This window comes from Amycolatopsis sp. (assembly GCF_035546795.1).
Lineage (GTDB): Bacteria > Actinomycetota > Actinomycetes > Mycobacteriales > Pseudonocardiaceae > Amycolatopsis_E.
Window position 1 is genome coordinate 1 of sequence record NZ_DASZWC010000071.1, and the last position, 13,102, is coordinate 13,102.

General features: G+C 68.8%; 14 protein-coding genes. 7 read left to right on the top strand and 7 right to left on the bottom strand.

What is annotated here, in order from left to right; translation table 11 throughout:
* A partial coding sequence (locus VHD82_RS35030; protein ID WP_325713588.1) for a Scr1 family TA system antitoxin-like transcriptional regulator occupies nucleotides 1-333 on the top strand: 333 nt, incomplete at its 5' end.
* Here VHD82_RS35030 and VHD82_RS35035 read toward each other — a convergent pair.
* From VHD82_RS35035 to VHD82_RS35060, 6 genes are all read right to left on the bottom strand, one after another.
* Nucleotides 282-566, bottom strand: coding sequence for a hypothetical protein (locus VHD82_RS35035; protein WP_325713590.1), 285 nt, complete (start codon nucleotides 564-566; stop codon nucleotides 282-284). The genes VHD82_RS35030 and VHD82_RS35035 overlap by 52 nt on opposite strands.
* Before the next feature lie 66 nt (nucleotides 567-632).
* The gene (locus tag VHD82_RS35040; protein WP_325713592.1) at nucleotides 633-1,991 is read right to left on the bottom strand and encodes a PepSY domain-containing protein; all 1,359 of its coding nucleotides are present in this window, start codon (nucleotides 1,989-1,991) and stop codon (nucleotides 633-635) included.
* A gap of 12 nt (nucleotides 1,992-2,003) precedes the next feature.
* The gene (locus VHD82_RS35045; RefSeq protein ID WP_325713594.1) at nucleotides 2,004-3,413 is read right to left on the bottom strand and encodes a copper resistance CopC family protein; all 1,410 of its coding nucleotides are present in this window, start codon (nucleotides 3,411-3,413) and stop codon (nucleotides 2,004-2,006) included.
* On the bottom strand, nucleotides 3,410-4,183 hold the full coding sequence (locus tag VHD82_RS35050; RefSeq protein WP_325713596.1) for a DUF1775 domain-containing protein: 774 nt from the start codon (nucleotides 4,181-4,183) through the stop codon (nucleotides 3,410-3,412). The genes VHD82_RS35045 and VHD82_RS35050 overlap by 4 nt, the downstream gene beginning before the upstream one ends.
* Nucleotides 4,184-4,248: 65 nt before the next feature.
* A complete protein-coding gene (locus VHD82_RS35055; protein ID WP_325713598.1) occupies nucleotides 4,249-6,510 on the bottom strand; it encodes a YncE family protein in 2,262 nt (753 codons plus the stop codon).
* A 167-nt stretch (nucleotides 6,511-6,677) separates the two neighbouring features.
* The gene (locus tag VHD82_RS35060; protein WP_325713600.1) at nucleotides 6,678-6,875 is read right to left on the bottom strand and encodes a hypothetical protein; all 198 of its coding nucleotides are present in this window, start codon (nucleotides 6,873-6,875) and stop codon (nucleotides 6,678-6,680) included.
* A gap of 55 nt (nucleotides 6,876-6,930) precedes the next feature.
* Here VHD82_RS35060 and VHD82_RS35065 point away from each other — a divergent pair, with 55 nt between their 5' ends.
* From VHD82_RS35065 to VHD82_RS35090, 6 genes are all read left to right on the top strand, one after another.
* A complete protein-coding gene (locus tag VHD82_RS35065; protein ID WP_325713602.1) occupies nucleotides 6,931-7,152 on the top strand; it encodes a hypothetical protein in 222 nt (73 codons plus the stop codon).
* 629 nt (nucleotides 7,153-7,781) lie between these two features.
* Nucleotides 7,782-8,597, top strand: coding sequence for a hypothetical protein (locus VHD82_RS35070; RefSeq protein WP_325713604.1), 816 nt, complete (start codon nucleotides 7,782-7,784; stop codon nucleotides 8,595-8,597).
* 143 nt (nucleotides 8,598-8,740) lie between these two features.
* Nucleotides 8,741-9,577 carry a helix-turn-helix domain-containing protein gene (locus VHD82_RS35075; RefSeq protein ID WP_325713606.1) on the top strand — a complete coding sequence of 279 codons (837 nt, stop codon included), beginning with the start codon at nucleotides 8,741-8,743 and terminating at the stop codon, nucleotides 9,575-9,577.
* A 254-nt stretch (nucleotides 9,578-9,831) separates the two neighbouring features.
* Nucleotides 9,832-10,794: a PDR/VanB family oxidoreductase gene (locus VHD82_RS35080; protein WP_325713608.1), complete on the top strand. Its 963-nt coding sequence runs from the start codon at nucleotides 9,832-9,834 to the stop codon at nucleotides 10,792-10,794.
* A gap of 61 nt (nucleotides 10,795-10,855) precedes the next feature.
* Nucleotides 10,856-11,575: a trimeric intracellular cation channel family protein gene (locus VHD82_RS35085; RefSeq protein ID WP_325713610.1), complete on the top strand. Its 720-nt coding sequence runs from the start codon at nucleotides 10,856-10,858 to the stop codon at nucleotides 11,573-11,575.
* Between the two features lie 39 nt (nucleotides 11,576-11,614).
* Nucleotides 11,615-12,037 carry a GNAT family N-acetyltransferase gene (locus VHD82_RS35090; RefSeq protein ID WP_325713612.1) on the top strand — a complete coding sequence of 141 codons (423 nt, stop codon included), beginning with the start codon at nucleotides 11,615-11,617 and terminating at the stop codon, nucleotides 12,035-12,037.
* 95 nt (nucleotides 12,038-12,132) lie between these two features.
* Here the strand turns inward: VHD82_RS35090 and VHD82_RS35095 are convergent, their stop codons facing one another.
* The gene (locus VHD82_RS35095; RefSeq protein WP_325713614.1) at nucleotides 12,133-12,996 is read right to left on the bottom strand and encodes an esterase/lipase family protein; all 864 of its coding nucleotides are present in this window, start codon (nucleotides 12,994-12,996) and stop codon (nucleotides 12,133-12,135) included.
* Nucleotides 12,997-13,102: the final 106 nt, after the last annotated feature.

Genomic DNA, 13,102 nt, shown 5'->3' on the forward strand with positions numbered 1-13,102 from the left:
CACCTGCTCGACCTGATCAAAATGCCCACCATCTCCCTGCAGATCGTCCCGTTCGACATGGCCGGATACGCCGCGGAAAGCGCTTTCTCACTCCTGCAGTTCGCCGAACCCGAACTCCCCAACATCGCCTACCTCGAACACTCTGGCGGCGCGACCTACCTCGAAAAACCCGACGAACTCGAACTCTACGGACGCGCCTTCGACCGCCTCACCGTCGACGCCGAAACACCCGATCGAAGCAGGCAGCGTGTACGCAAACTGGCCGCGGAACTGTGCGCCGCTCAGGGCAGCAGGCCGTCGCGGCGCATCGCCGTCTCCAGGTCTGACAGGTAAAACCGCGCTATCCGCTCGGCGGCGCGGGCGGCGGAGGCGGAGCGTTCGAGATGCCGCAACAGGTCCTCTTCCTCCGTCTTGGGCAGGTGCCCGAGACCGGCCGCGTCGGTCATCACCAGCGCGTCGGTGGCGTCGACGGTTTCACGAAGCAGCTCCGCGAGCCCGGCGAAGCGGGTCAGCAACTCCTGGACCCGCCCGCGCTGCTCGTGGTATCGCTCCGGCACTTCCGCCACGGCACTCCCTCCGGTTTTCCCGGGGCAGAACATTACTCGAATCGCCGTGACTCCACCGGACACCTCTCAGCTTTCGCGAACAGCGTTCTCCCGCGCGGGCCGCTTGAACCGGGCGAGCACCGCGTCGACAGCCACGAAAACCACGAGACTGGCGCCGAAAACGGGCAGGAACCACGCGAGCACCGTGACCGCGAGCAGGACGACGATCATCGCGGGCCGCGGCAGTTGCCGCCACAGCGGGCGCGGTAGCGAAGCCCACCGGCCCCGGTACGGGTTGTGGATCCACCACATGCGATAGCCCAGCGCGAGCAGCACCAGGGTGCCCGCCGCGAGCACGGTCAGCACGATCTGGTTCGCGAGCCCGAACAGCGAGCCGGTGTGGAACTCCGTGCCCAGCAGGCTGAGCTTGGCCGCCACCGAATAGTCGCCCCAGCCGACCCGTTCGGTCACCTTCGCCGTGTACGGGTCGATCGCGACGGCCTCGCGGTGGACCGGCAGCCCTTCGCCCACCTCGGTCACGGTGAACGGCGCCCCGGGGCCCGCCGGCGGGATCACCGAAAGCTCACCGGTGAGCCCGGCGGTTTCGGCGACCGACAGCGCCTGATCGAGGCCGATCGGCTGGGGCCCCTGCGGTATCGCGACTGGTGCGGCGGCCAGCACGGGCGCGCGGAGGTGGATCGGATCGAACCCCTGATCGGCCCGGCCGCCCGCGAACTGCGACATGGCCAGCCCGGTGACGCTCGCGACGAGCAGGCCCGCCGCGAGCCAGAGCCCGGCCGCCCCATGCAGCGCGCGGAGCCGTTGCCAGCCCTTCTTTCCTTGTGCCGCAGGTAAAAGCACCTCCCGCAGCCGGCGTTTCCGGCGCGTGCGGGCGAGCCACAACGCGAGCCCGCCCAGCACGATCAGCGGCAGCCAGCTGGCGGTCAGCTCGGCGTAGAGCCGCCCGGCCTGGCCGAGGTGCAGGTCGCTGTGCAACTGGCGCAACCAGGTGTTGGCAGGCAGCCGGTTCTCGACCGTGGCCAGTTCACCGTTGATGTAGCCGGTGTACGGGTCGATGAACACCGTCCGGTCCGGTGTGCCGGGCGGCCCGGGTACCGACAGGACCACGCGCGTGGTGCGATCCGGCGCCGGTGCGGTGAGCACGGCCTTCAGGCGTGCCTCGGGATGTGCCCGCAGCGCCGGCTCGATCTGCTCGGCGAGCGGGCGCGGGGTGCCGCCGATGCGGCTGACGTGCAGATCGGAATGATAGAGGCTGTCGTGGATCTGCGGGCTGAACACATAGACGAGCCCGGTCAGGCACAGGATGGCGAGAAAGGGCGCGACCACGATCCCGGCCAGGAAATGCAGCCGCCGGGCGATCAGCTGCACGGCGGTGCTCAGCCGTGGCGCTGCTTTCGGCCGTCTGACGGTTTGCGTTGTGTGCACGGCAACTCCTGGTCAACGCACGTCGATGGGCTGGGTGAGCGTCTGCGTGCCGCCGTCACCGGCCCGCAGGGTCAGCGCGAGTTCCCACGTGCCGTGCTCGGGCACCGTCGCCGAACCCGCCAGGTAGCCCGTTCCCTCGTGGCTCAGCGGCATCGGCACCGACCGGCCTTCGCGGGTGAGCACGGCCGTCACCGCGACGTCGTCCCTGGCGGCGCCGTTGGTGCCGAGCATGGAAACGTCCGCGTCGAGATGCAGAGCCTGGCCCTCGGCCGCGGGGATCAGCACCAGATCGACGCTTCCGGTGTCGAACGCGAGCCTCGTCGGCGCCACCTGGTCCCGGATCGCCGCCGGTGTCGTCGTCTGTCCCGATTGGACGGTCACGAGCAGCACGCCGCCGGCGGCGATCAACGCGGCGAGCACCGACATCCCGGCAGCCTTGACAGCGCGCAGTTTCCGGCCCAGTGAAAAGAAACCGAAGAACACGGCGGCCAGCGCGCACGCCCCGGCGGTGAGCAGCACGACGTGAACCGGCAGGTCCGTCCAGGTGGCGAACAGCGCCGCCACGCAGCCCAGCACCGTGCCGCCCCGCACCCAGCGCTCGGCGGCGGTTTCGGCGGGCGGCATGCTCATCAGCTGCGCCAGACCGAGCGTGCAGGGCGCGAGAACGTACAGCCGCGCGAGCAGCACTCCCCCGCCCTCGGACTCGACCGCGCCCGACAGCAGCCGCGGATCGAAGGCGCCACTCAACGGTGACCAAGCGGCGTACGGCCCGAAGGAAAGCAGCGCGAGACCCGTGCCCGCGAACAGCACCCACCACGCGTACTTGATCAGCCGCCGGACGGCGCTGGATTCCGAGCGAGCGATCACCCTGGCGAAGACCACCGCACCGGCCAGCAGCAGCATGGCGACGATCGCGGCGACCCGCGCGGTGGTGTACACGATGGTCACCGTGAGGTCGTGCGTGGTCTCGATCTGGGGCACGCCAAGGGGTTCGATGGTGGAGAACACGTCGAACGTGAAGCTGCCGCCGAGGGGTTCGAGCCGGTCCGAGGGCAGGGTCCAGGCGACCGCGTAGGTGCCTTCGTGCCGTTCCTTCGGCATGGGTACGGAGATCGTGTCCGCGCGGCCGTCCGGGTGGACCGGCCGCTCGAAGACGACCTGGCTGCCGTCCGGGTCGAGGATGCGGACCGTGGCCAGGCCGGCGGGAACCGGCCGGTCGAACGTCAGCAGCACGTGGTCCGGCGACTTGACGAGTTCCGTGCTGCCGGGCGAAGTCGTCCGGAGCACGGGGTCGCCGGAGGGCGAGGGCATCGCCGCGAGCAGGATGAGCCAGCTCGCCCCGACGAACACCAGCAACGCGATGACCTGCCCGGTCAGGCTCCGGTTCCGAGCCGCCCGCGGACGGTCTTTCACCAGCGTCATCGGCCCTCGACCTCGATTTCGTCCGCGTGCGCGATTTCTTCTGGGTGCTCGATTTCGTCCGGGTGCGCGGTGCCGGCGCGGCGGCGCGCCCGGAAGTAGACGAGGGCGATCACCAGGACGGCGACCGCGAGTGCGACCCACAGCAGGGCGAACGGCGCTCCACTGGCGCTGCTCTTCACCGGCGCGGCGGTCGGCTGTGTCTGGGGCGCGTTGGCGGCTTGTGCCTCCGGGCTCGCCGGCGCGGGCACGCCTCCCGGCGCCACACCGGAACCGAGCGTGAGCACCGGTGCGGTCTGACCGCCCCAGTGCCCGGTGCTGCCGTCCGCGAAGTTCTGCGTCGCCTCGAAGGCGAGCTTGCCGTCGGCGGGCAGCGGGCCCATCGTGACGAGGAACTGTTCGAACTCGCCCGGCCCGACCGGACCGCCTTCGAGCACGAGCGCGTCGGCGACCTGGCTGACCGTCTGCCCGCCGACGGTGACCGGCGGGTTCAGCGGCCGGGGCCGGATGGTGACCGTCCACCCCGGCACCGGATCGACCTTGACGTAGGCGATCGGCGGGTCCGCGGGGAAGGTGAGTTCCAGGCGGGTGGTTTTGGTGTCCGGCCGCTCGTTGGCGAGCCGGAAGGCGACGGTCTGCGTGCCGCCGCCATTGATCTGATCGGGCACGATGGACACCTGTGCGGTGGCGGGCGCCGAAAGTGCCAGCAGGCCGGCGACGGCCGCGCACACCACGAACAGGCTGCGGAGTAAGGCTTTCTGGCGCTGCGCCATGGGGGTCTCCTCGGCACCGTGGCCCGGGGCGGGGGCCAAGCCCGCCCCGGACCACGGATTCTTTTCTATGAGCAGGCGGACGGGGTGATGGGGTTGAGTTGCTGGCAGGTCAGCTGACTCCGCCAGGTCCCCTGGTTCTGCTGGGCCCATCCGTTGTAGACCAACGGAATCGGCAGCACACCCTGGCCGCCGTAGCCGGCCTTGCCAGAGATGGAACCGTCCATCTTGGTCGCGGAGGTCGGGTCCAGGAGAATCTGGCCGGCCACCTTCGCGTCCGAGATGTTGCCATCGTTGTTCGGGTCGATATCGATCACCTGCATGACGTTGGAGAACTTGTTCGACACGTAGGCGTAGTAGCCGCCGCCCTTCTTGGCACCGAAGTTGATGCCGTGGCAGCCACCCGTGCAAGGCAGGTCCTTGACGATCTGGTCGGTCTTCGGGTCGACCACGGTGACCGTCTGCGAAAGCACGTTCGCCGCGAGCAACGCCTTGCCGTCCGGACTGACCGGCAGCTGGATCGTCAGGCCACCGAACGGCGCACCGCTCTTCGGACCGTCCTGCGGGCTGTAGTTCGACCACAGGTCGATCGTCTTGCTGTGCACCTTCTCCCCGTTCGAATTACAGGCGTTCCCCGCCAGCGAGACGCAGGTGAGCGACTCGCCGAGGAAGTCGGCCGTGTAGAACTTCGAGGAGTCCGGGGTCATGCTGGTCGCGATCGGGAACTGGCCGGTGGGCTCGGTCTTGACCGTGCCGGTCGGCATGTCGATCACCGACGCGTTGTTGGTCAGCACGTTCGGGGTGACAACTGTCTTCCCGTCCGCGCTGGTCCAGTGCGCGTGCGGATGCCGCACCTCGCCGGTGGGGCTGACCGAGATCTTCCGCAGCACGTTGGTCGCGCCCGGCGCGAGCTCGACGATCTCGTTGCCGGCGTTGATGCCGATCACGAGCTTGTCACTGCCGGGTTCGGTCATCACGTGCGCCGGGTTGTGCCCGACCTGCGTGGACCTGATGAACTGACCTGTCTGCCGATCGAACACGTCCACCTTGTCGGAGAACCATTCGGTCTGGTACAGGTACTTGTAGTCCTTGTCGGTCCACATGTTGTGCGGGTTGTTCATGTCGATCGACGGCGCACCGATCTTGCGGTCGACGGTCCAGTTGGTGACGTCGATCTTCGTGGCGGAGCCGACCTTGTTCTTGCCTGCCCACTCCTCCATCTCGGTGTCGACCCAGACCTCACCGACACCGGGAGTGGCCGGCAACTGGTTCCCCTTGGACAGCGTCTTCGGGTACGAGAACTTCTTGTCGAAGTACGCGTCCAGGTTCGGGATCAGCACCGGGTTGCCCGCGGCGTCGTACTCCAGGATCGGCACCGGCGGCTGGATCGGGTTGAACGCGTTCTCCGTGTCACCCTTGAACTGCTGCCAGTTGTTCGGGTTCGTGATGTTGAAGAACGTATTGACCAGCCGGTTGACGATGTCGGAGTTGGTCGGCACGACGAGACCACGCGAGTTGACCTGCGAGGCCTTGCCGAAGTCGAGCCCGATCGTCAGCGGATCGTCCACCACGACCGCGCCCAGCATGTACGGGGTCACCATGTCGGTGAACGCGTACAGGCCCGGCTCGGTGAGCTGGATCGAACGCTCGCCGAAGAACGCGCCGGCCGGGTTCTCGTACGGGAAACCCTGCGCACCCTGGGGGGCGATGAGCCCCATGGGGTCACGGATGCCCGAGGACTCGTTCGGGTCGACGATGAAGTTCACCGTCACCGGCGGGCCCTTGATGGCGAACTTCGCCAGATCGTTGAGCGCTCCCTGCAGATCGATCCCGACCGGCAGGGAATTGAGGTTGACCGGCTGGTTCGCCGGCAACGTGGACAGCGCCTGCGCGAACTGGCCGAGCAGCCCCGCCGCCTTGGTGGCCGAGGGCAGCGCCTGCGGGTTCGACGCCCCGATGGACTGGATCGTCGACAGCGTGCTGTCGAGGTTCAGCGCCTTCCACAACTCGGTCCCGAGTGAGCCCAGCAACGGAACCTGGCCCGCCACGTTCTTCACCAGGTTTCCCAGCGCACCACCGAGATCGGAGTTGAGCAGACTGGTCAGCTCACCACCGGTGGTGAGGCCGCCCACGGTGCCCAGCCGCGGCATCTCCGCGACGGCCAGCGACTGGTCGCCGAACAGGTTGAGCCCGGAGTCGAACCACTTGCCGTTCTCGTCCCGCATGTGGAAGGTGATCGGCACCGGCCCGACCCCGACCGGAAATTGCGCCGACGCCGGTGCCGCGGCCACCACGGAGGCGCCGACCGCGGTGGCGACCAGCGCGGCCACCACCCGGAACCTCTTCCGCCTCGGCCCGGCTCCTGGCGGAGCATTTGTGGACATGGGCTTCCTTTCTTCTTGTTCGATCAATTCGCGCGGCGCGCGAAACACCCGGCACCGTTTCCGGTCGCGCTCGAAGAGCGGGTCCGGATGGCGTTACCGGAGAAATGGGGAAATCAGCCGAGCAGGCCGAGTACGGCGCAGAGCACGGGGCCGAGCAGCCCGTCGAGCTGACATCCGGGCGTGGGGACCGGTTCGGGAACGGGCTCCGTCGGCGTGGTGCCCGGCGAGGTCGTCGGCTCCGCCGAGGTGGTCGTCGGGAGGGGGATGCCCGGCTCGGTGAACGGCGGCGCCGGGACGGTCTCAGTGGGCACCGGTGCCGGCGTGGTCGTTGTCAGTGTCGGAGAACTGGTTGGCAGGATCGGGTTTGTGACCTCCTGGCCGGTCGTGGGTGGCGGTGTCACCGGCATCGGCGCCACGGTGACCGCCGGCGGCGCCGGCGCCGATGGTGCGGGTGTGCCGGGCCGGGCCGGTGCCGGGACGGGAGCCGCGATCCCGGCCGACGGCGGCGGCGGCCCCGCCGCGATCTCTCGCACGACGAAGCCCAGCGACCAGACGCAGGAGATCGCGGCCAGCAGCGCTGCCGTATAGGTACCGGCCTTCGTCAGCACAGTTCACAACCCGTCTTTCTCGAGTCGGAAAGCCATCTTCTTGGTTTCTTTTCAGGTTCTCTCGCGCCGATTGTGCGACGCTTTCCCTGTCGGGGCGTCATCGTGGCACGACCGGACAAGAGTTGACCAGTCCTGCCCGTTCGCGGCAGGGAACCGGCAATTCATCTTGGTTCACATTCACGAAACAAATGCATTTCCGCAGTTCGCGCGGACAATTCGGCAACACCACCGGTCCTGGCCGGGGAACCGGCCCGCCGATGGCCGGATAAAGCCTTCCCGGGCAAATAGGTTACTCGGCCGGAAGAGTGACCGGCCGGACCGGAAACCGTTCGTGCGCTGGCACAACGCCTGCGGGCACGATCTTGACTCCGGACGCGTTTGTGATACCTTTGCGAGACGGAATGGCCGCGCCGCAGGTGCAGATACCCTGAAATCACTGGCGCGAATTTCTTGATCGGCCGCCCCGTAATCAGCACTCAACAGATCGGTCACGCACCGGTCACGGCGGTCCGGAGTATTGCCAGGGCATTACCCCGGTAAAGCGGTGCCAAATCAGCCGGTCCACAAAGGACCCCTCGGCTTTCCGCGCCATGCAAGGAGTGCAAGCGCATGCCCTCACGACGCCTGCTGACCGCCGGCCTGACGCTCACGATGCTGTGCCTGACCGCCACTCCGGCCGAAGCGGCCGATCCGGTGCTCGTACCGAGCTGTTCGGCGACCGTGACAGAGCAGCCAGGCCGCCAGGTGGTACTGGACCCGGCCGGCGTCACCGGCCCGATCCGGCAGGCACTGACCAAACTGGACCCGCTCGGGCTGCTGACCGGTCAGTTCGACACCGACTGGGCCGCGGCCGGTCCCATTCCACTGGGCACTGTCCCGGAAGGACAGGCGGAGATCTCCGGAGCCACCATCGCCGACGCCGTCACCGCTCGTTTGGGTGAGATTCCCTTGCTGGGACCGGTTCTCCAGCCGCTGGTGGCTACAGTGCACGGCACACTGGCCTCGTTGTGCGGCATCCTGCTGCGCGGGACGGCGCCCGCCGCCGCGCCGCCGGCGAGCACTCCCGGCTCCGCGCCGCAGCCCGGTTCCCCCACGAGCCCGGGCGCCTCCCCGTCGTCATCGTCATCGAGCGCACGACTCCCCGACAGCACAGCCTCCGGGGCGAGCGGTCCCACCGTCTTCGGCTCGCTCGTGCCGGGCGGCGCGCTGTTCCCGTTGACCGGCAGCGGCGTGCCCGGTAACGGCGCCGCGCTCGACAGGCTGCAACCGGCGGCGCTGGCTTCGGCTCCCCAGCCGGCCGGTTCCGCCGAGGTCCTGCCGACGCGGCACGACGCGCTTTCCACCTCCACACTCACCGCATTGCTCCTGCTCAGCGTGGTCAGCGCGCTGCTGGTGCGCCGGTGGGTGCTCGGCGGCCGCGGGTGAGGAACCCGCTCTCGCCGGCTTGATCCAGTCGCCCGTTAACCCCACGTTACCGAAATCTCTCGGGCGACTGGGGACGGTGACAATTCGTTCATCGCCGCGTATCGAACGCGAACAGGACACTCGACACCATTCGGGGCTTGGACATGACAGCACGTGACGCTCGCAGCCTCTCCGCCGAAGCGCTCGAAACGCTCCGCCGGAGAGCGGTCGCGGCTGTCGAAGCCGGGGTCACCCGCGCCGAGGTCGCACGCCTTTTCGGTGTCTCACGCAAAACCGTCGGCGCCTGGGTTTCCGCTTACCAGCAACAAGGTGACGAGGCCTTCCGGCCGAAACGGCGCGGCAGACGGCCCGGCGAACAGCTGGCACTCTCCCCCGCGCAGCAGGCGTGGACCGTGCGGGCCATTGTGGACGGCACGCCCGATCAGCACGGCCTGCCGCACCGGCTGTGGACCCGGCAGGCGATCGTCGAACTCGTCAACCGCGACCTGGGGGTGCTGATCAGTCCGCCGACCGTTTCGCAGTACCTGGTGCGGTGGGGGCTCATCGAGGAGCCGCGGCTGCTGGAGATGATGCGCGGCCGGGTCACCGCAGTCGTGCCACGGCAACGCAAATCCGGCGGCGACGAGTGGCTGGCCAACGCCGACGTGCTCTGGATGGCCTGGACCCGCCCACGGCGCCCGGCCGATTCGCGCCGCGGGCCGGTGGCGGGCAAGCAGAACCTGATGACCGGCTTCCGGAACTATTTCGGCGATGTGAACGTGCTGCTCGCGATCTCGAACAAGGGCGTGGTGTTCTTCCAGGCGCGCCGCGGGCCGTTCGACACGGCGCAGACGACGGAGTTCCTCGAGCGGCTGATGCGCCAGCTCGGCCGGAACCTCAACGTCATCGTCTGCGCGTGGCCGCTGTCGCATTACGAGATCCTGGACGCCTGGCCGCGGCGGTATCCCGGGCGGGTGTCCGTCCGGTTCACCTTCGGCTGAGAGCAGCTACCTTCCATTCCACCGGGCGCCGGCCTCGCGTTTTCGCGAAAACGGGTGCGTAGTATTTGCCCGTGCTATTCCGCGGCGCGGACCGGGCACGGTATCTTTCGATCAATCTACCCGGAACCCGCGATTCTTCACCGTGAAAAGCCCCGGCCGTGAGAACACGGATACGGGGAGTTGACTTTGCGGCCATCCGCCCGTTTCCGCGCGCCGGTTGACTTTCCCCAGTGACCTGGACAAGTGGGAGAGTCATGACCGTCAACACCCTTGCTCAGACCGAACTCGATCTCGAGGTTCTGCTGGCACACAAGGAAACCCTCGCCGACGGTGTGGTCAGGCTGACGCTGCGCCACCCGGGTGGCGAGCTACTGCCGCCGTGGAGCCCCGGTGCGCATCTGGACCTGGTGCTCGCGCCCGGCCTGGTGCGCCAGTATTCGCTGTGCGGCGACCCCGGTGATCGCGCGAGTCTGCAGGTGGCCGTCCTCCGGGAAAACGATGGACGGGGCGGCTCGGCATTCGTGCACGACCGGTTGCGGGCGGGTGATCGCGTGCGGATCCGCGGTCCCCGCAACCATTTCCCGCTGGTGAATTCCGACCGGTACCTGTTCATCGCGGGCGGGATCGGCATCACCCCGGTCGTCCCGATGATCGCCGCCGCCGAGTCCGCCGGCGCGGACTGGCGGCTGGCCTATGGCGGGCGGGCCCGCTCGTCGATGGCCTTCCACGCGGAACTGGCCGGCAGGTACGGCGACCGGGTCTCGGTGCTGCCGCAGGACGAAACGGGGCTGCTCGACCTGGACGCGCTTCTCGCCACGGTGGACGAGCAGACGGCGGTCTACTGCTGTGGCCCGGAGCGATTGCTCACCGACATGGAAGAACGGTGTGCCGAACTCGCCGTCGACCTGTACGTGGAACGCTTCTCCCCCAAGGAAAGCACGGGCGCCCGCACGAATTTCCAGGTGGAGCTGGCCAGGTCGGGCCGGACGCTGACGGTGCCGGCGGACCGGTCGATCCTCGAGGTCGCGGAGGACGCCGGGATCCCGGTGCTGTCCTCCTGTCAGGAGGGCACCTGCGGCACCTGCGAGACCCCGGTCCTCGACGGCATCCCGGACCACCGCGACTCGGTGCTCACGGCGGAGGAGCAGGCCGCGAACGACACCATGATGATCTGCGTTTCGCGGGCTTGCGGCCGGAGGCTCGTGCTGGACCTGTAGCCGTCCGGCCCGCTCACCCGGCGGACAGGCGGCGGGCGAGCGGGCCGCTTAGGGTGCGGTCATGGCGGGTGACACGGCGGCCGACGCGATCAACCAGGTGACACGCTACCTGGATCTCGCCGGGGTGTTCGCGTGCGCGATCCTCGGCGGCGCGATCGCCCGCAGCGAGCGGCTGGACCTGTTCGGGTTCCTCGTCGTGGGCAGCGTTTCCGGCCTCGGCGGCGGCGTCATCCGCGACACGTTGCTCCAGCACGGCACTCCGGTCGCGCTCACCGACTACGCCTACCTTCCGACAGCTCTGGCCGGCGCGCTCCTTTCGTTCGTCATCTCGATCAGCGAAGGCGCCTGGGACAGGCTGTTCACCGCACTCGACGCGGCGGTCATCGGCTTCTGGGCCGTGACCGGTGCGCAGAAAACCCTGGCCGCCGGCCTTGGCTGGCTCCCGGCGATCCTGCTCGGCACGACCACGGCCGTCGGCGGCGGCGCGTTGCGCGACATCCTGCTGCGCCGGGTCCCGGCCGTGTTCGGCGGCAACGCGCTCTACGGCACCGTCGCGGCCGCCGTCGCCACCACGATGGTCATCTGCACCTACCTCGGCTCCCCCATCACCGGGATCGTGGCCGGCATCGTCGGCGCGCTGTTGTTCCGCGTCGCGGCCGTCAAGTTCGGCTGGAACCTGCCCAACGGACTGGAATGGCAACCGCATTCCCGCCTCACCGCCGCCTGGCGCCACCGCCGGCAACGCCGTAATCCGCCCGGGCGCGAAAGGGACGAACCGTGAAGTCCCGTGGCCTGGCCGGGCTGATGCGAGAATCACCGGGTGGAACCACCGGTGATCGAGGAACAGGCCGAGCCGGCACTGGCCGAACTGCTGCGGCTGTATGAATCCGTGGGATGGACGGCCTACACGAAGGACCCGGATCTGCTGCGGGCAGCCGTTTCCGGTTCGTCCTATGTGGTCACGGCGCGGCGGGACGGCGCGCTGATCGGCCTGGCCCGCGCGATGTCCGACGACGCGACCATCTGCTACCTGCAGGACGTGCTCGTGCATCCGGACGAACAGCGGCACGGCGTCGGGCGGCTGCTGGTGCAGGCGATGCTGGACCGCTACGCCAAGGTGCGGCAGAAGGTGCTGCTCACCGACGACGAGCCCGCCCAGCGCACGTTCTACGAAAGCCTCGGCTACGCCGAGATCCGCGACTTCGGCCCCGGGACGCTCCGCTCGTTCGTCCGGTTCGACTGAACGCCCAGCCGTTCGGCGCCCGCGGCAGCGTCCGGCCCGGCCCCCACCGCCGGGCCGGACGCGTGCCCCGTCCCACTGGTCCGGTGCCGACCAGCTCAGCCCGGCGAACCCGCCGTGCAGACGAACTTCCCGGCATGTGCCGGATCGAGCGCGTTGAACACCAGGTGCCAGACGTTGAGGTCATACGCCTCGCCGACGTGCCCCACCGGATCGAACGGGCAGGTGTCCTGGACGTAGGAGTCGACCACGCCCGGCTCGCGCACGAACGCCGTGTCCGTGGGCGTCACCAGCTCGTCGTAGCGCGAAGTGATCACCGTGTAGTGCACGCCGGGCTGCGCGATCGGCCCGGCCCCCAGGGTTTTCACCGCCGCGCCGCCGGTGATCAGGTCGTCGCACGCGGGACAGCCGAGGGTGTCCAGCGCCTTGCCGACCGCGTCGCGCTCGCCCTGGCCGAGCAGATAGGCGAGCTTCGTCAGGCCGGCGAACGTGGTGCCGTGCGCGGGCGGTGCGATGGCGACAACGTTGCCGATCTTGTCCGCGATCCCCTGGGTTTTGGTGACATACAAGGACTGGAAGCCGCCTTCGGAGTGGCCGACGAGGTCCACCTGGGACGCTCCGGTCGTGGCCAGCACGTCGCCGATGAACTGCTTGATCTCGGCCGCCGAATCGGCGATCGGGCGCAGCCCGCCGACCACGGGGAAGCCGGGATAGGCGCCGTAGGTCCGGCTGAAGGTGCAGTAACCCTGCGCCGCGGCGGCGGACTGCAGGAAGTTGAGGTCCTCGTAGTAGGTCGCGCCCAGCCCGTGCAGGAAGATCACCGGGCGCGGATGGGCCGCGCTGGGCCGGCAGGACGCATCGTTGTCGCCACCGGAGGCCGCCTGCGCCGGCGCGGCGAACACGGCCGCCACGAGCGCGGCGGCCGCGCAAACCAGCACCGAAGTCCGCAATCGCTTCTTCATCGGTACGCTTCCCTCCTCACCGGCCTCGTTGCCGGCGCCTTGACACTCAATACCCACGGGTATTGGATACCTGAAGGTATTGAGTTGGCGCCGCGGAAGTCAAGCC

Coding starts and splice junctions, on each gene's coding strand:
- VHD82_RS35085 (WP_325713610.1), top strand. CDS start 10,856: ATGGCGGGTGACACGGCGGCCGACGCGATCAACCAGGTGACACGCTAC.
- VHD82_RS35045 (WP_325713594.1), bottom strand. CDS start 3,413: ATGACGCTGGTGAAAGACCGTCCGCGGGCGGCTCGGAACCGGAGCCTG.
- VHD82_RS35080 (WP_325713608.1), top strand. CDS start 9,832: ATGACCGTCAACACCCTTGCTCAGACCGAACTCGATCTCGAGGTTCTG.
- VHD82_RS35095 (WP_325713614.1), bottom strand. CDS start 12,996: ATGAAGAAGCGATTGCGGACTTCGGTGCTGGTTTGCGCGGCCGCCGCG.
- VHD82_RS35050 (WP_325713596.1), bottom strand. CDS start 4,183: ATGGCGCAGCGCCAGAAAGCCTTACTCCGCAGCCTGTTCGTGGTGTGC.
- VHD82_RS35070 (WP_325713604.1), top strand. CDS start 7,782: ATGCCCTCACGACGCCTGCTGACCGCCGGCCTGACGCTCACGATGCTG.
- VHD82_RS35075 (WP_325713606.1), top strand. CDS start 8,741: ATGACAGCACGTGACGCTCGCAGCCTCTCCGCCGAAGCGCTCGAAACG.